At 56.7% G+C, this 18572-nt stretch carries 13 protein-coding genes; 3 read left to right on the forward strand and 10 right to left on the reverse strand.

Going from position 1 to position 18572, the window contains the following annotated elements:
• Window positions 1–37: 37 nt before the first annotated feature.
• From AB1E37_RS16415 to AB1E37_RS16460, 10 genes are all read right to left on the reverse strand, one after another.
• Complete coding sequence (locus AB1E37_RS16415) at window positions 38–1267, reverse strand: winged helix-turn-helix domain-containing protein (protein WP_002898176.1); 1230 nt, start codon at window positions 1265–1267, stop codon at window positions 38–40.
• A gap of 54 nt (window positions 1268–1321) precedes the next feature.
• Window positions 1322–2302, reverse strand: coding sequence for a tetraacyldisaccharide 4'-kinase (gene lpxK / locus AB1E37_RS16420; protein WP_002898174.1), 981 nt, complete (start codon window positions 2300–2302; stop codon window positions 1322–1324).
• Window positions 2299–4047, reverse strand: coding sequence for a lipid A ABC transporter ATP-binding protein/permease MsbA (msbA, locus tag AB1E37_RS16425; protein WP_002898170.1), 1749 nt, complete (start codon window positions 4045–4047; stop codon window positions 2299–2301). Before msbA ends, lpxK begins: the two co-directional genes overlap by 4 nt.
• 36 nt (window positions 4048–4083) lie before the next feature.
• Entirely contained in the window at window positions 4084–6348 is a 2265-nt protein-coding gene (locus AB1E37_RS16430; RefSeq protein WP_023328690.1) for a ComEC family protein, read from the reverse strand.
• Between the two features lie 205 nt (window positions 6349–6553).
• A complete protein-coding gene (gene ihfB / locus AB1E37_RS16435) occupies window positions 6554–6841 on the reverse strand; it encodes an integration host factor subunit beta (protein ID WP_002898165.1) in 288 nt (95 codons plus the stop codon).
• 151 nt (window positions 6842–6992) lie between these two features.
• A complete protein-coding gene (gene rpsA, locus AB1E37_RS16440; RefSeq protein ID WP_002898162.1) occupies window positions 6993–8666 on the reverse strand; it encodes a 30S ribosomal protein S1 in 1674 nt (557 codons plus the stop codon).
• 133 nt (window positions 8667–8799) lie between these two features.
• Entirely contained in the window at window positions 8800–9483 is a 684-nt protein-coding gene (cmk, locus tag AB1E37_RS16445; protein WP_002898160.1) for a (d)CMP kinase, read from the reverse strand.
• A 174-nt stretch (window positions 9484–9657) separates the two neighbouring features.
• The gene (gene aroA / locus AB1E37_RS16450) at window positions 9658–10941 is read right to left on the reverse strand and encodes a 3-phosphoshikimate 1-carboxyvinyltransferase (RefSeq protein ID WP_002898157.1); all 1284 of its coding nucleotides are present in this window, start codon (window positions 10939–10941) and stop codon (window positions 9658–9660) included.
• A gap of 73 nt (window positions 10942–11014) precedes the next feature.
• Window positions 11015–12103, reverse strand: coding sequence for a 3-phosphoserine/phosphohydroxythreonine transaminase (gene serC / locus AB1E37_RS16455; RefSeq protein WP_002898155.1), 1089 nt, complete (start codon window positions 12101–12103; stop codon window positions 11015–11017).
• Window positions 12104–12291: 188 nt separating this feature from the next.
• A complete protein-coding gene (locus AB1E37_RS16460; RefSeq protein WP_002898152.1) occupies window positions 12292–12984 on the reverse strand; it encodes a DUF421 domain-containing protein in 693 nt (230 codons plus the stop codon).
• A gap of 115 nt (window positions 12985–13099) precedes the next feature.
• Between AB1E37_RS16460 and ycaO the strand changes: the two genes are divergently transcribed.
• The 3 genes from ycaO (at window position 13100) to pflB (ending at window position 18437) form a co-directional block, all read left to right on the forward strand.
• Window positions 13100–14860, forward strand: a complete 1761-nt coding sequence (gene ycaO / locus AB1E37_RS16465; protein ID WP_032447968.1) for a 30S ribosomal protein S12 methylthiotransferase accessory factor YcaO — start codon at window positions 13100–13102, stop codon at window positions 14858–14860.
• A 385-nt stretch (window positions 14861–15245) separates the two neighbouring features.
• Window positions 15246–16103: a formate transporter FocA gene (gene focA, locus AB1E37_RS16470; RefSeq protein ID WP_002898150.1), complete on the forward strand. Its 858-nt coding sequence runs from the start codon at window positions 15246–15248 to the stop codon at window positions 16101–16103.
• 51 nt (window positions 16104–16154) lie between these two features.
• Window positions 16155–18437, forward strand: coding sequence for a formate C-acetyltransferase (gene pflB, locus AB1E37_RS16475; RefSeq protein ID WP_002898148.1), 2283 nt, complete (start codon window positions 16155–16157; stop codon window positions 18435–18437).
• The last annotated feature ends 135 nt before the right edge of the window (window positions 18438–18572 follow it).

Below are 18572 nucleotides of genomic sequence, written 5' to 3' on the forward strand. Positions count from 1 at the left end.
TTCTCAGCAGCATATCACAGGAAGGCAGGCGCCGGGATCAATCGGCGTCGATTTCCCACCCCTGCTCCTGGCCGACAAACAGCCCTTCCGGCAGGCGTCGGCAAAGGATCCGCTCTGCCGATTGCCAGTGTGCGAAGTCGTTAATCGCCCGGCGCAGCCCCTGCTCCAGACCACGGGTGATCTTCACCCCCTCCTCCAGCCACAGGGCGAAGATCTCCAGCTCCCGGCTTTTGCGATGTATTTTACTGTCCATCCGCCCGACCAGTTTTCCCTGGTGCAGCAGAGGCAGTACGAAGTAGCCATACTGACGCTTCGGCGCCGGGGTATAACACTCCAGGCGATAGCTGAAGTTGAACAGCTGCTCAGCGCGTTTCCGATCCCAGACCACCGGGTCGAAGGGCGAGAGCACGGCGCTATGGCTGGCGGTCAGCTTACCGCCGGGCGCGGTCTCCAGCTGCGCCAGCGCCTCGTGATGCAGCCACATCTCGCCGAGTGCTTCCACGTTAACCGGCACCACCAGCCCCTCTTCCTGCCAGGCCGCCAGCAGACCCGGTAGCGCCGGCTGGCGCAAGCGATAGTAATCGGCCAGCCACTGGGCGCGGAAGATGCCGAGGCTACGGGCGCTATTGCGCAACATAATGGCCTCTGCGTCTTCGCGGGAGAGCGCGTCGCGCTCGTCGTCCCAGTCCGGCATCACCCGCCGGGTTAGATCATACACGCGGTGAAAATTGCGCCGCTCCACCACCATCACTTCGCCGGCGGTAAACAGCCCTTCCAGGTGGCGCTTATGCGGTTTCCACTCCCACCAGCCGCTGGCGCCTTTGCGCGGGTGGGTAAAATCCGCCGAGCGAACCGGGCCGTTTTGCCCGATATGCGCCACCAGCTCGGCAATACTCCCGGCATGCTCCTCCATCCACGCGCGATGGTATTTCCAGCCCATATTGTCGGGATTCAACATGCGATGGCGCACCAGGGCGAAATCGCTGCGCGGCAGAAAGCAGGCTTCATGCGCCCAGTATTCCATTAGCTCGCCGTTGCGCAGCGACTCATCCAGCCAGTGCTGCGGATAGCTGCCAAGACGGCTGAACAGCACCAGGTAGGGGCTGCGGGCCACCACGTTGATGGTATCGATTTGCAGCAGCGACATCTGCTGGATGGTGGAAAGAATGTCTTTCGGGCGAGCGCGACGTCGGGGCTTCTTTAACAACCCCTGCGCCGCGAGATGGAGGTGGCGCGCCTCGTTAAGCGATAGTTGCAATACCGACATGCAGGTTCTCCGTCAGGAATTCCAGCACAGCGGCGAGCAAAGCCGGCGCGTCAGTTAACGTTGCGCCAACGTCGCTAAGTCCGCAAGCAACCGCTGTGCGCGTTCATCGGCCATTATGGCGTCGACCGGTAAATACCACCAGTTTGCAGCGGCGAAATCGCGACATTTCACGGCATCTTTCTCGGTCATCAGCAGCGTCTGATCGGCGGTCACCAGGGCGGCGACATCAGCCTGGCTCAGCGCCTGATGGTCCGCCAGCGCCACGGTTTTGACCGGCTGGACGCCGCAGCTTTCGAGGGTGGCGAAGAAGCGCGGCGGATGGCCGATGCCGGCCATCGCCACCACGTTCGTGAAGGTGGAGACATCGCGACGTTCGCCGGTAAGCAGGTTAACCGCCATCCCTGGGCGCAGCCGCATCGGGATCTCACCCGGACGCGCCACGCCGCCGTTAACGATAACCGCATCAACGCTTTGCAAGCGCGACGCCCGCTCGCGCATCGGCCCGGCAGGCAGCCACCAGCCGTTGCCAAAGCGGCGCACGCCGTCAATAACGACAATTTCTCTGTCCCGCGCGAGCTTATAGTGCTGTAAACCATCGTCGGTCACAATCATCTGCAGATCGTGCGCGCTGAGCAACGCTTTTACCGCGTCGCTGCGCAGCGGGGCGACAGCGACCGGGGCACCGGTACGCTGATGGATCAACACCGGTTCATCACCCGCCTGCGCCGTACTGGTCCTGTCGTCCAACACCAGCGGATAGCGGTCGGCTTTACCGCCGTAGCCGCGAGACACGACGCCAACGCGAATACCGCGCTGCTGCAGCTGCTCCACCAGCCAGATCACCACCGGCGTTTTGCCATTGCCGCCAGCGGTCAGGTTACCAACCACCACCACCGGCACCGGCGCGCGCCAGGCTTTTTGCCACCCCAGCTGATAGCTGAGGCGAATCACCCCGCTCACCAGGCCATACAGCCAGGAGAGCGGCAGCAGCAGGCGCCACAGCGGCGATTCCCCGGACCAGATGCGCGCGATCATTCGCCGAATTGCATCTTATGCAGCTGGGCGTACACGCCCTTATGCTCCAGCAGGTCATGGTGCGTTCCGCGCTCCACGATCCGCCCGTCTTCAACCACCACGATTTCATCAGCCTGCTCAATGGTCGACAGACGGTGAGCGATAACCAGCGAGGTACGGTTTTTCTGCAGCTCATCCAGCGCCGCCTGAATAGCACGCTCGGACTCGGTATCCAGCGCCGAGGTGGCTTCATCAAGGATCAGGATCGGGCTGTTACGCAGCAGCGCGCGGGCAATAGCAATACGCTGGCGCTGGCCGCCGGACAGCATCACGCCATTCTCGCCGATGATGGTATCCAGACCATTATCCATCTTGTTAATGAAATCCATGGCGTAGGCCATGCGCGCGGCCTCTTCAATCTGCTCGCGGCTGTACTCTTCGGTACGGGCATAGGCGATATTGTTGGCGACGGTATCGTTGAACAGATGCACGTTTTGTGAAACCAGCGCCACCTGATCGCGCAGCGAGCTCAGCTTGTACTCGCGCAGGTCGTGGCCATCCAGCAGGATCTGCCCCTCGTCGACATCGTAGAAGCGGGTGATCAGGCTGGCAATGGTCGATTTACCCGACCCTGAGCGCCCCACCAGCGCCACGGTTTTCCCTTCCGGGATATCGAGATTGATATTGCGCAGCGCGGCCACTTCGCGACCCGGGTAGGTAAAGGTGACGTTCTCGAACTTGAGATTGCCTTTCGCCCGCTCAATGACCCGCGTACCTTCGTCTTTTTCCTGCTCGGAATCGAGGATCGCAAACAGCGTCTGGCACGCCGCCATCCCGCGCTGGAACTGGGCATTGACGTTGGTCAGCGACTTCAGCGGACGCATCAGCGCAATCATCGAGGAGAAGACCACGGTAATGGTCCCGGCGGTCAGGGTGTCCATCACGCTCGGGAAGCTGGCGGCATACAGGACAAAGGCCAGCGCCAGGGAGGCGATAAGCTGAATGATCGGGTCGGAGATAGACGAGGCGGAAACCATCTTCATCCCCTGCAGACGCATTTTATTGCTGACTTTATCAAAACGTTTGGTTTCCACTTCCTGGCCGCCAAACATCAGCACCTCTTTGTGCCCTTTCAGCATCTGCTCGGCGCTGGTGGTGACCTGCCCCATCGTGTTCTGCATATTCTTACTGATATTGCGAAAACGCTTGGAGACCACGCGGATCGCCACCGACACAATCGGCGCCAGTACGATCAGGATCAGCGACAGCTGCCAGCTGTAATAGAACATCATCACGAACAGACCGATAATCGATGCCCCTTCGCGGACCACGGTGATCAGCGCGCTGGAAGAGGAGGAGGCGACCTGCTCAGAATCATAGGTGATGCGTGACAGCAGCGTTCCGGTAGACTGCTTGTCAAAGAAGGCCACCGGCATACCCATCATGTGGCCGAACAGGCGACGACGCATGGTCATCACCACTTTGCCGGAAACCCAGGAAATACAATAGCTCGAGATGTAGCTGGTGATCCCACGCAGCACCATCAGGCCGATAACCACCAGCGGCATCCATAGCAGCACTGAGCGATCCGTTTTACCAAAACCATCATCCAATAACGGTTTAAGAAGCGATAACATGAAGGTGTCACTGCCCGCGTTAAGCACCAACGCCACCGCCGCTACGATTAGCCCGGCTTTAAACGGCGCGATAATCGGCCAAAGTCGGCGGAAGGTCTGCCACGTGGAGAGATCTTTATCGTTCTGCATTCAATAAACCAGCTTGTGTTGAAATAGCCGCATATTCTACCCGTTATCGGCGGGCGCGCCAAACCACTGATGATACCAACGCGGTAAAACTTGATCCCGTAAGCTATGGATTTGCCAACCTTCTGCGGAAAAAACCACCGTTATCTGCCCCTGCTGCGGCGTGGCGAACCAGCGATAACCCCGCTGGCGGTAGCGCTGAACCACCTTGTACGAGGGCATCCGCCACGCATTGTAGCGCGAAGCGGAGGCCAGCGCGGCCGCGCCATCCACCCGGCGGATCAGCAGCGCGCTGGAGGAGGTATTGCTGCCGTGGTGGGGAACCTGAATAAGTGTAGACGTCAGATGCCGCCAGTAACGGCTGATCATCGCCTGCTCCGCCTGACGTTCTATATCGCCGGTGAGCAGGATGCTGGAGCGACCATCATCGATCCGCACCACACAGGAATGATTGTTACCCTTTGCCGTGCTGCCCGGTAGCGGCCACAGGGCCTGGAAGTTGAGTCCCTGCCATTGCCAGCGCTCACCGCGATGACACGGCAGATGATGCGCCCAGCCTAACGGGCTGCGCACCCACGCCTGCGGCCATGCCTGCAGCACTGAATCAAGGCCGCCGCGATGATCCAGATGTTCATGGCTCAGCATAATCCCTTGCAGCTGCAGATGGTGCCAGCGCAGCCACGGGATAATCACCTGTTGACCGCTATCACCCTGCGGCCAAGCCGGCCCGGTATCGTAAAGCAATGCCTTACCGTGACGCTCGATCACCATCGCCAGCCCCTGTCCGACATCCAGCATCGTCACCCGCCATTCGTCCGCAGGCGGTTGTCGGCTGAATGGCCGCGTCAGTAAAAACAGCACGCTGAGACACAGCGCCGGTGAATGCCGCCAGCTCTGAAAACGCCAGCCCATCACCAACAGCCACGGCAGGATACTGATCCACAGCCAGCGAGCATCCAGCGTCAACCAGCCGTCCGGTAAACGTCGTAATCCCCAAAACAGTAGCGCCAGCACGCGATCGGCCGCCAGCCAGAGTAGCGACTCCACTATATCCGGCCCCGAGAGATGCACCAGCATCGCGGTCAGAATAAGCGGCACCGCCAACAGGGTGACTAACGGTACCGCCAGCAAATTAGCCGCCATCGACGTCAGGCTGACTCCATGGAATAGCAACAACTGCAGCGGCAGCAGCAGCAGCGTCACGCCAGCCTGCAAATGAACAAGAGCAATTATGGTCTTCCACGGCCAGCGCCAGCGGCCGGCAGGCAACGGGAGCCACTGGAACCAGAAGATAAGCCCCGCCACGGCGAAGGCAGATAGCCACAGGCTTTGCGACAGGACCGCCAGCGGGTCGGCAACCAGTATCGCTCCCAGACAGCAGAGCCACACCTGCCACGCCGTCCAGCGTTGACCCGACAAACGTAAAGCACAACAGACCGCAAGCCCTAAGCAAGTGCGCAGGGCCGGCGGCTGCATACCCGTCAGCCAGGCATAGCCGACGGCGCCGGCCAGCCCGGCCAGCAGCGGCAACCGCCAGCCGATCCAGCGGCCCGGGAGAATATACTGCACGCCGCGCAGCAACAGCATGATGAGAGAAGCCGCGAGAGCGATATGCAGACCCGAGATAGCCATCAGATGGGAAGTGCCCGTGTTCTGCATCAGGACCTTTATCTCCGTCGGCAAAGACAGCCGCTCCCCCATTCCTAATCCCAACATCACCGCGCGCCAGGGATAAGTCTGCAGTCGCCGGGTCAGCGACGTCAGATAGCGGGCGCGCAGACTGCAGCGGGCATCCAGCGCGGAAGCGGCGACGATCCCTCCGCTCAGCGGTCGGTGCTGCGCCAGCGCATAGCGCTGGCTGTCGAAGCCCCCGTCATTGAGCTGCCCGTGCACCGGGCGCAGGCGCAGTGTCATCAGCCAGTGTTGACCCGCACAGGCTGGCGCAGGTGCAAGTTCCCCGTACAGCGTTACGCCTACCGGGGGAAACAGATAGCGGCCCCGCAGGCGCACCATCTGTCCACGGTGCAAGGTCTGGCCATCCGTCTCGCTAAGGATCACTTCCGCTTGCCGGATGGCGCCGGTAAGGTGCCGGGTCGGCCACAGCGCCTGATGCGCGCTCAATACTCCCCAGACCACCAGCAGAAGCGTCATCGCCACTCCGGCGACGGCCCTTCCATGCAGACGAATCAGCGCCAGCGCCAGTGCGCTCGCGCCCGCCAGACTGTACGGGCCCGGCAAGACGGGTAGCCAGAGAAGCGGCAGCATTGCAATGATGGCGCATCCGGCAAGCCATGGTAGACGCATAAACACCTCCCTGTGAGTGGACAGTGTTACGCAAAGCGGTGCTGGCGTCCTGGCGGCAAATTCAGGCTTGCGCGGCGCATTCCAGACAATCGCCTCGCTTGCAGCCGGGCACGCTTTTTTTGTGAGGATGGCCGTAAATGGCGGGCACAAAAAAAGCACCCGAAGGTGCTTTCTTTATCGTCAGGCAGGCTGCACGTCGTGCAACTCACCCTTCATAAATATTGGCGCGGTCACGTAATTCTTTCCCGGGCTTAAAGTGCGGAACGTACTTACCTTCCAGTTCGACTTTATCACCAGTTTTCGGGTTACGTCCGGTGCGAGGTGCTCGATAGTGCAGAGAAAAGCTGCCGAAACCGCGGATTTCAATGCGCTCACCTTGAGCAAGCGTTGAGGCCATATGTTCCAGCATTTCTTTAACAGCATCTTCCACCGCTTTCGCCGGAATGTGAGATTGCTGGCTGGCAAGTCTTTCAATCAATTCTGACTTGGTCATTATTCCTCCGGTTTCCTTCAAGGCAAAAATTAGCTAACAGCTTAAACAAGGGCGGCCGTAGCCGCCCTTTGTGCTTGATTACAGGACGAATCCTGCAATCTGTCAAGTAAACTCGTCGCTATTCAGGTTGTTATTACCTGAATGACAAAGATTACTCGCCTTTCGCTGCTTTGAACGCTTCAGCCATAGCGTTGTTGGAGAAGTTCGCGTCTTCCTGCTTGTTCACGGTAGCGATAGCGTCTTTTTCTTCCGCTTCGTCTTTCGCACGTACAGACAGGCTCACTACGCGGTTCTTACGATCCACGCCGGTGAATTTCGCTTCAACTTCGTCGCCAACGCTCAGAACCAGAGTTGCGTCTTCAACGCGGTCACGGGATGCTTCAGAAGCACGCAGGTAACCTTCTACGCCGTCAGCCAGTTCTACGGTTGCGCCTTTAGCGTCAACTGCAGTCACTTTACCAACAACGATAGCGCCTTTCTTGTTCAGAGCAACGTAGTTGTTGAACGGATCTTCCGCGAGCTGTTTAACGCCCAGGGAGATACGCTCACGCTCTGCGTCAACCTGCAGAACAACTGCTGCGATTTCGTCGCCTTTTTTGTATTCACGAACTGCTTCTTCGCCTGCAACGTTCCAGGAGATGTCAGACAGGTGAACCAGGCCGTCGATGCCGCCGTCCAGGCCGATGAAGATACCGAAGTCAGTGATAGACTTGATTTTACCTTCAACACGGTCGCCCTTGTTGTGGGTTTCCGCGAACTGCTGCCATGGGTTAGATTTGCACTGCTTCAGACCCAGGGAGATACGACGACGCTCTTCGTCGATATCCAGAACCATTACTTCCACAACGTCGCCAACGTTAACAACTTTGGACGGGTGGATGTTTTTGTTGGTCCAATCCATTTCGGAAACGTGAACCAGGCCTTCAACGCCCTCTTCGATTTCAACGAAGCAGCCGTAGTCGGTCAGGTTGGTCACGCGACCGGTCAGTTTGGTACCTTCCGGATAACGTTTAGCGATAGCTACCCACGGATCTTCGCCCAGCTGTTTCAGGCCCAGGGATACACGGGTACGCTCGCGGTCGAACTTCAGCACTTTAACAGTGATTTCGTCGCCAACGTTTACGATTTCGCTCGGATGCTTAACGCGTTTCCAGGCCATATCGGTGATGTGCAGCAGGCCGTCAACGCCGCCCAGATCAACGAATGCACCGTAGTCAGTGAGGTTCTTAACGATACCTTTGACTTCCATGCCTTCCTGCAGGTTTTCCAGCAGCTGATCGCGCTCTGCGCTGTTTTCGGATTCGATAACGGCACGACGAGAAACAACAACGTTGTTACGCTTCTGGTCCAGCTTGATGACTTTGAACTCAAGCTCTTTGCCTTCCAGGTGCAGCGTGTCGCGCACCGGACGAACGTCTACCAGGGAACCCGGCAGGAACGCACGAATACCGTTCAGCTCAACAGTGAAGCCACCTTTAACTTTGCCGTTGATAACACCGGTAACAGTTTCAGCGTCTTCGTAAGCTTTTTCCAGCGTGATCCAAGCTTCGTGACGTTTAGCTTTCTCACGGGACAGCAGAGTTTCACCGAAGCCGTCTTCTACTGCATCCAGAGCAACGTCAACTTCGTCACCAACCTGGATTTCCAGCTCGCCCTGGGCGTTTTTGAACTGCTCAGCCGGGATGGCGGACTCAGATTTCAGACCGGCGTCAACCAGTACTACGTCTTTGTCGATAGCAACAACAACACCACGAACGATGGAACCCGGGCGGGTTTCGATTTCTTTTAAGGATTCTTCAAACAGTTGAGCAAAAGATTCAGTCATGTTTAATCTTCAGGTTAATATTAACGTCCACCTGGCTCCGTGCCGGATGGGGTTGTTTCACATACCCGCTGACCATCCATTGCCGCGGGGTACTGCTATAATTCGGAGGCTTCGGCGCGTTACCGGTTAAGGCCTACGCAACGGCCAATTTTTCGCGCGCATATTGTAGCGCTTTTTCAATCACTTGCTCAATGTTTAGTTCGGTTGAATCGAGAACTAATGCATCGGCAGCCGGGACAAGCGGCGCCACGGCGCGATTTCGGTCGCGATCGTCACGCTCTTTTATCTCGGACAAAAGACGTTCAAAGTTAACATCAAAGCCCTTTTCCTGCAACTGCCGCATGCGGCGATGCGCCCGCTCGTCGGCCGAGGCATCGAGGAAAATTTTCACCGGCGCGTCCGGGAAAACTACCGTTCCCATATCGCGACCGTCGGCGATAAGCCCCGGCAGTTCGCGGAAGGCGCGCTGGCGGCGCAGCAGCGCTTCGCGAACGCGCGGAAAAGCCGCCACTTTCGAGGCCGCGTTCGCAACCTCCTGAGTGCGAATTTCGCTACTGACATCTTCCCCTTCCAGCACCACTTCCAGGTTGCCGTCAGTAGAAATAAAACGCACGTCAAGATGGGCAGCCAGGGGCACCAGCGCCTCTTCGGACTCCACGTCGACATGATGATGCAGCGCCGCCAGCGCCAGAACGCGGTAGATCGCGCCTGAATCTAACAGATGCCAGCCCAGCGCTTCCGCCATTGCCTTGCACAACGTACCTTTACCCGCACCGCCAGGCCCATCAATGGTGATTACCGGAATATTCGCCGTCATCTTTTTCTCCTTCAGCAAGGCGCATGGAATATAAACGCCGCGCATTATACGCATCAATACGCCGGAAAGTGAGCATTGCTTGTAAATTACGGACTACAGGAAATGAAAAGCAGAAGTTTTGCGCAATTATAGCGGGCTGACAGGATATCAGCCCGCGGGATGACAAAGTTTTACTCAGGCGAGGGTACTGATCCGCGCCAGCTGCTCAAAGTAGTCAGGGAACGTTTTGGCCGTACATTTGGGATCAAGGATGGTCACCGGCGTATCAGACAGCGCTACCAGCGAGAAGCACATCGCCATCCGGTGGTCGTTATAGGTGCCGATTTCTGCGTACTTCAACTTTGCCGGCGGGGTGATGCGGATATAATCTTCCCCCTCTTCCACCTCGGCGCCCACTTTACGCAGCTCGGTCGCCATGGCGAACAGACGGTCCGTCTCCTTGACCCGCCAGTTGTAGATATTGCGCAGGGTAGTGGTCCCTTGCGCGAACAGCGCGGCGGTGGCGATGGTCATCGCGGCGTCCGGGATATGGTTCATATCCATATCGACCGCCTTGAGCTCGCCGTGGGTGCAGGCGATGAAATCGTCGCCCCAGGTGACGGTGGCGCCCATTTTCTCCAGTACGTCGGCGAAACGAATGTCGCCCTGTACGCTGTTGCGGCCGATACCGGTGACTTTTACCGTGCCGCCCTTAATGGCGCCAGCGGCGAGGAAATACGAGGCCGAGGAAGCATCGCCTTCCACCAGGTAATCTCCCGGCGACTGATACTGCTGCTTGCCGCGCACCACAAATCGCTGATAAGACTGATTGTCCACCTCAACGCCGAAGGTTTTCATCAGGTGCAGCGTAATGTCGATATAGGGTTTCGACACCAGATCGCCCTTAATGACGATGACGGTATCCTGCGGCGCCAGCGGCGCGGTCATCAGCAGCGCGGTCAGGAACTGGCTGGAGACGCTGCCGTCAACCTCGACGTTGCCGCCCTGAAAACCGCCGCGCAGGCGCAGCGGTGGATAATTTTCCTGCTCCAGATAGTCGATCTGAGCGCCGCCCTGACGCAGGGCATCCACCAGATGGCCGATCGGACGCTCTTTCATCCGCGGTTCGCCGGTCAGCACGATATCGTTGCTGCCAAGGCACAGAGCCGCCGCCAGCGGACGCATCGCGGTACCGGCGTTGCCAAGGAACAGCTCCAGCGCCGCGGCAGAGCGCAACGGGCCGCCGTTGCCGGTCACTTCGCAGCGGGTGCGGTCGGCAGACAGGGTATATTGAACCCCCAGCGCACTCAGGGCATTCAGCATATGGCGCACATCGTCGCTGTCCAGCAGGTTGGTCAGCACCGTCGTGCCGCGGGCCAGGGCAGCCAGCAGCAGCGCGCGGTTGGAGACGCTTTTCGAACCTGGCAGGTTCACGGTGCCCTCTACGCGTGCGATGGGTTGTAACGTCAGGGATTCCATCAAACTTCACTCTCAAACAAACAGAATAAAAACCCCGCAGACAGGCCGCGGGGAGGAAGAAAGAAACAGGCGATTAACCGTGGCGGCGTTCGAAGTCCAGCATAAAGTCGGTTAACGCCTTCACGCCGTCCAGCGGCATGGCGTTGTAGATGGAAGCACGCATGCCGCCCACCACCCGGTGGCCCTTCAGCGCGTGCAGCCCGGCAGCAAACGACTCTTCGAGGAATAGTTTGTCCAGGGCGCTGTCCGCCAGCTGGAACGGTACGTTCATACGCGAACGGTTGGCCTGCGCCACATCGTTACGATAGAAGCCGCTGTTATCGATCACGCCGTAGAGCAGTTCGGCTTTCTGCTGGTTGATTTTATCCATCGCGGCAACCCCGCCCTGCTGTTTCAGCCACTTAAACACCAGTCCAGCCAGATACCATGCGAACGTCGGCGGTGTGTTAAACATCGAGTCATTCTCGCTTAACACGGTGTAGTCAAGAATTGATGGGCAGGCCACGCTGGCTTTGCCCAGCAGATCTTCACGCACGATGACCAGCGTCAGCCCAGCCGGACCGATATTCTTCTGCGCGCCGGCGTAGATTACGCCGAAGCGGTTGACGTCAATTTCGCGGGAAAGAATGGTGGAGGAGAAATCGGCGGTCACGATGACGTCGTCGCCGAAGTTCGGCGTCTCATCAATCGCGATACCGTCAATGGTTTCGTTCGGGCAGTAGTGCAGATAGGCCGCTCCCGGGGTCAGCTGCCACTCGCTCATCGGCTTCACAGCGCGCTTGCCGTCGACGGTGATTTTCGCGTCGATAACGTTCGGCGTGCAGTATTTCTTCGCCTCTTTGACCGCGCTGGCCGCCCAGTAGCCGGCGTCCACATAGTCAGCGACCTTTTTATCGCCGAGGATGTTCAGCGGGATCCCGGCGAACTGGCCGCGGCCGCCGCCGTGGCAGAATAAAACTTTATAGTTGGAAGGGATGTTCAGCAGAGCGCGGAAGTCCTGTTCTGCCTCTTCTGCCACCTGGATAAACTCCTTACCACGGTGACTGATCTCCATGACCGACGTCCCCAGACCGTGCCAGTCGCACAGTTCCTGCTGCGCCAGTTTGAGTACTTCCGCCGGCAGCATTGCCGGGCCCGAACTGAAGTTATAGACCTGAGCCATTTCCCCTCACCACGTTGCTATGTTGTTTTGCCCGCGAACCGCCGCGGGCATAAGTTATTCCTGTGGCTATCGGTTTTATCATTCAGTGACACGGTCCGCAATGGCTAAAACTCGCCGACGGTAAAACGCGGCCGCCGTCACACAACAGAATCTATCGGCTTGACGTAATAAAACCGACATATTTGCTGTCAGGTAAGCCGTTTCGCCCGGCTGGCCTTCGACCATTCTGCATTTGCGCAGCGCGGACATATTCGTTTTTCTCCCGCCTGCATCGCCATTACGATGCTGCAGCGCACGCAGGCATAGATCCCCTCTTGCGGAATGGTGGTATAGCGTGTGGTACAATGCGCTGGAAGGATCGATAATCCGGCCCTCACCTCTTCATCGGGATAATAAAACACGCTGATTTGCCCGTTGGTTTCGAGGATTGCCAGCCGGACCTGGCCAAGCTGCTCGACGCTGTTGACCCGCAGCTCCATAAAAAATTCGAATTCGGTCATGTTTTCCGCATGCAGCTTCTCCCAGGCCAACTGCCCCTCTTCCACCACTACGATAGGTTTCCCCTCCAGTAGATCCTCCAGCTTTTCGCTATGCCCCATCAGCCACATAATGCCGCGATACAGTAGCGCCAGCGTAACGAAGACCACCAGCACCGGCAGCAGCGGCACATCGTCATAAAACGCCACGTCACCCGCCGCCGAGCCGAGGGTCAAAATAATCAGCACCTCGAACAGCGACATCTGCCGCACGCCGCGCCGTCCGGTAATCTTGAGGAAAATAAAGACCAGAACGAAGGTATAGAGGCTGCGCAACGCCACCTCCGCCAGGAATTCCACCGGTACTTTATCGAGCGCCATCCGCTGCCAGTCAAAGGCTTTCATTTTCCATCTCCCTGTGTATTAAAGATGCCTCTAAGCATAGCCAGATGATGGAGATAGCACCTGTCAGATAAAAGCCGTATCATTGCGCGCTTTCCGTACGACAAAAGTGATCGCCATGACCCAAACGTTTATTCCCGGCAAAGATGCCGCCCTGGAAGATTCCATCGCTCGCTTCCAGCAGAAATTGCTCGACCTCGGATTTGATATCGAAGAGGCCTCGTGGCTGAACCCGGTGCCGCACGTGTGGTCCGTTCACATTCGCGATAAAGCGTGCGCGCTGTGCTTTACCAATGGTAAAGGCGCCACCAAAAAGGCAGCCCTGGCCTCCGCGCTGGGCGAATATTTCGAACGTCTGTCCACTAACTATTTCTTCGCCGACTTCTGGTTAGGCGACACTATCGCTAACGGCCCGTTTGTTCACTACCCGAACGAAAAGTGGTTCCCGCTGACTGAGGATGATGAAGTCCCGGAAGGTCTGCTGGATGCCCGCCTGCGCGCGTTCTACGATCCTGACGATCAGTTAACGGCCAGTATGCTGGTGGATCTGCAGTCGGGTAACGATGAGCGCGGCGTGTGCGGTCTGCCTTTTACCCGCCAGTCCGACGGCGAAACCGTCTATATTCCGATGAATATTGTCGGCAACCTGTACGTCTCCAACGGCATGTCCGCCGGTAACACCCGCAACGAAGCGCGGGTACAGGGTCTGTCAGAGGTCTTTGAACGTCACATTAAAAACCGCATCATCGCTGAAAGCATCAGCCTGCCGGAGATCCCGGCGGAAGTCATGGCGCGCTATCCGGGCGTCGTGGAGTCGATCGCCAAACTGGAAGCTGAAGGTTTCCCGATCTTTGCCTATGATGGCTCGCTGGGCGGCAAATATCCGGTTATCTGCGTCGTGCTGTTTAACACGGCTAACGGCACCTGCTTCGCCTCCTTCGGCGCCCACCCGGACTTTGGCGTGGCGCTGGAGCGAACCGTCACCGAACTGCTGCAGGGCCGTAGCCTGAAAGACCTCGACGTCTTCACGCCGCCAACCTTCGATGACGAAGAGGTCGCCGAGCACGCGAACCTCGAAACCCACTTTATCGACTCCAGCGGCCTGATCTCCTGGGATATGTTCAAGCAGGACGCCGACTATCCATTCGTTGACTGGAGCTTCTCTGGTACTACCGAAGAAGAGTTCGCCACCCTGATGGCCATCTTCAAGGCCGAAGATAAAGAAGTGTACATCGCCGACTACGAGCACCTGGGCGTTTACGCCTGCCGTATCATCGTCCCAGGGATGTCGGACATATACCCGGCGGAAGATCTGTGGCTGGCGAACAACAGCATGGGCGCTCATCTGCGGGACACCATTCTGTCCCTGCCGGGCAGCGAGTGGGATAAAGAAGATTACCTGGCGCTGATCGAGCAGATGGACGATGAGGGTCTTGATGATTTCACCCGCGTTCGCGAACTGCTGGGGCTCGCCACCGGAAAAGACAACGGCTGGTATACCCTGCGCGTCGGCGAGCTGAAAGCGATGCTGGCCCTGGCCGGCGGCGATCTGGAACAGGCGCTGATCTGGACCGAGTGGACCATGGAATTTAATGCTTCGGTCTTCAGCGCGGAGCGCGCGAACTACTATCGCTGTCTGCAAACCCTGCTGCTGCTGAGCCAGGAAGAAGAGCGTCAGCCGCTGCAGTACCTGAACGCCTTCATCCGTATGTACGGCGCCGACGCGGTCGAAGCCGCCAGCGCGGCGCTGAGCGGGGAAGCGCCGTTCTATGGTCTCCAGGCGGTCGATAGCGATCTGCAGGCCTTCCCGGCCCATCAGTCGCTGCTGAAAGCCTATGAAAAACTGCAGCGGGCGAAAGCGGCGTTTTGGGCAAAATAAGCCCAGCTTGCGCCATCGTTCATGCTTACAACGGAGCCCTCAGCGGCTCCGTTATTTAACCCTGAGAAAGCGCCTCCTATAATTTGTAGTTGTAAAGTTAATTAATGTTAAATAACGCCATTTCATCATTTATCAATTGTTAAATTTAATAAAAATACTCCATTTTAATTAACTCAAAAATGGGGGTAAAAAAGAAATAATTCAACATTATCTATAAAATTTAAAAATTATTTTCTATATATATTTCATGCAGTTAGAGGTAATTTCAATAAAAACCACACACTAAAAAGGCATATAGTTCCGGTGAGATATGATCTATATCAATTTCCATTCTATAATGCTTTGTTAGTATCTCACCGCCAACTTATATAAAGAGAGAGTTAGTGTGAAAGCTGACAACCCTTTTGATCTTTTGCTCCCTGCCGCGATGGCGAAAGTCGCCGAAGAAGCAGGTGTCTATAAAGCAACGAAGCATCCGATGAAGACGTTTTATCTGGCGATCACCGCTGGCGTTTTCATCTCCATCGCTTTCGTATTCTATATCACCGCGACCACCGGCACTGCCGCAATGCCTTATGGGATTGCCAAACTTATCGGTGGGATCTGTTTTTCTCTGGGTCTGATTCTGTGCGTTATCTGCGGCGCTGACCTCTTTACCTCTACGGTACTGATCGTGGTGGCCAAAGCCAGCGGTCGAATTACCTGGGGGCAACTGGCAAAAAACTGGCTCAACGTCTATTTTGGTAACCTGGTGGGCGCGCTGCTGTTTGTGCTGCTGATGTGGTTATCAGGCGAATATATGACTGCCAACGGCGGCTGGGGGCTAAACGTTCTGCAGACCGCCGACCACAAAATGCACCATACTTTTGTGGAGGCCGTGAGCCTGGGTATCCTCGCTAACCTGATGGTTTGTCTCGCCGTATGGATGAGCTATTCCGGTCGTAGCCTGATGGATAAAGCGATGATCATGGTCCTGCCGGTAGCGATGTTCGTTGCCAGCGGCTTTGAGCACAGCATCGCCAACATGTTTATGATCCCGATGGGTATCGTAATCCGCAACTTTGCAAGCCCGGAATTCTGGACCGCCATCGGTTCGACTCCGGAAAGTTTCTCTCACTTGACCGTTATGAACTTCATCACTGATAACCTGATTCCGGTAACTATCGGGAACATTATCGGCGGGGGTCTGCTGGTCGGGTTGACATACTGGGTCATTTACCTGCGTGGCAACGACCATCACTAAGGGTTGTTTCAGGCAGTAAATAAAAAATCCACTTAAGAAGGTAGGTGTTACATGTCCGAGCTTAATGAAAAGTTAGCCACAGCCTGGGAAGGTTTTGCGAAAGGTGACTGGCAGAATGAAGTCAACGTCCGTGACTTTATTCAGAAAAACTACACCCCATATGAAGGCGACGAATCCTTCCTGGCTGGCGCGACTGAAGCGACCACCAAGCTGTGGGACACCGTAATGGAAGGTGTAAAACAGGAAAACCGCACTCACGCGCCTGTTGATTTTGACACTGCCCTGGCTTCCACCATCACCTCTCACGACGCGGGCTATATCGAGAAAGGTCTGGAAAAAATCGTTGGTCTGCAGACCGAAGCGCCGCTGAAACGTGCGATCATCCCGTTCGGTGGTATCAAAATGGTTGAAGGTTCCTGCAAAGCGTATAATCGCGAGCTGGACCCGATGCTGAAAAAAATCTTCACAGAGTACCGTAAAACTCACAACCAGGGCGTTTTCGACGTCTATACCCCGGACATCCTGCGCTGCCGTAAATCCGGCGTGCTGACGGGTCTGCCGGATGCTTACGGTCGTGGTCGTATCATCGGTGACTACCGTCGCGTTGCGCTGTACGGTATCGACTTCCTGATGAAAGACAAATTCGCCCAGTTCAACTCTCTGCAAGCGAAACTGGAAAGCGGCGAAGACCTGGAAGCGACCATCCGTCTGCGTGAAGAAATCGCTGAACAACACCGCGCACTGGGCCAGATCAAAGAGATGGCCGCTAAATATGGCTATGACATCTCCGGTCCGGCGACCACCGCTCAGGAAGCGATTCAGTGGACCTACTTCGGTTACCTGGCTGCCGTGAAATCTCAGAACGGCGCGGCAATGTCCTTCGGTCGTACCTCCAGCTTCCTGGATATCTACATCGAGCGTGACCTGCAGGCGGGTAAAATCACCGAGCAAGACGCGCAGGAAATGGTTGACCACCTGGTCATGAAACTGCGTATGGTTCGCTTCCTGCGTACCCCGGAATATGATGAACTGTTCTCCGGCGACCCGATTTGGGCAACGGAATCCATCGGCGGTATGGGCGTTGACGGCCGTACTCTGGTGACCAAAAACAGCTTCCGCTTCCTGAACACCCTGTACACCATGGGGCCGTCTCCGGAGCCGAACATTACTATCCTGTGGTCTGAAAAACTGCCGCTGAGCTTCAAGAAATTCGCCGCTAAAGTGTCCATCGATACCTCTTCTCTGCAGTATGAGAACGATGACCTGATGCGTCCGGACTTCAACAACGACGACTACGCTATCGCATGCTGCGTAAGCCCGATGGTTGTTGGTAAGCAAATGCAGTTCTTCGGCGCTCGCGCTAACCTCGCGAAAACCATGCTGTACGCTATCAACGGCGGCGTGGATGAAAAACTGAAAATGCAGGTTGGTCCGAAATCTGAACCGATCAAAGGCGACGTCCTGAACTTCGACGAAGTAATGGATCGCATGGATCACTTCATGGACTGGCTGGCTAAACAGTACGTCACCGCGCTGAACATCATCCACTACATGCACGACAAGTACAGCTACGAAGCCTCTCTGATGGCGCTGCACGACCGTGACGTTATCCGCACCATGGCGTGTGGTATCGCTGGTCTGTCCGTTGCTGCTGACTCCCTGTCTGCTATCAAATATGCGAAAGTTAAACCGATTCGTGACGAAGACGGTCTGGCTATCGACTTCGAAATCGAAGGCGAATACCCGCAGTTTGGTAACAACGACCCTCGCGTCGATGACATGGCCGTTGACCTGGTTGAACGTTTCATGAAGAAAATTCAGAAACTGCACACCTACCGCAACGCTATCCCGACTCAGTCTGTTCTGACCATCACCTCTAACGTGGTGTACGGTAAGAAAACCGGTAATACCCCAGACGGTCGTCGCGCTGGCGCGCCGTTCGGTCCAGGTGCTAACCCGATGCACGGCCGTGACCAGAAAGGCGCAGTAGCCTCTCTGACCTCCGTCGCTAAACTGCCGTTTGCTTACGCAAAAGATGGTATCTCTTATACCTTCTCTATCGTGCCGAACGCGCTGGGTAAAGACGACGAAGTTCGTAAGACCAACCTGGCAGGCCTGATGGATGGTTACTTCCATCACGAAGCGTCCATCGAAGGTGGTCAGCACCTGAACGTGAACGTCATGAACCGCGAAATGCTGCTCGACGCGATGGAAAACCCGGAAAAATATCCGCAGCTGACCATCCGTGTATCTGGCTACGCCGTACGTTTTAACTCCCTGACCAAAGAACAGCAGCAGGATGTTATTACCCGTACCTTCACTCAGACCATGTAATTCCCTGTCTGACTGAAAAGGCGTACAATAAAGGCCCCACATCAGTGGGGCCTTTTTAACAAGCATTCCCCGCCCCAGCCTGCTTTGCCAGTTATCTATACTTTGGGTACCTGTCAAAACAGACTCGACGCAGCC

The sequence above is a fragment of the Klebsiella sp. Shm-1 genome (assembly GCF_040804525.1).
Lineage (GTDB): Bacteria > Pseudomonadota > Gammaproteobacteria > Enterobacterales > Enterobacteriaceae > Klebsiella > Klebsiella pneumoniae.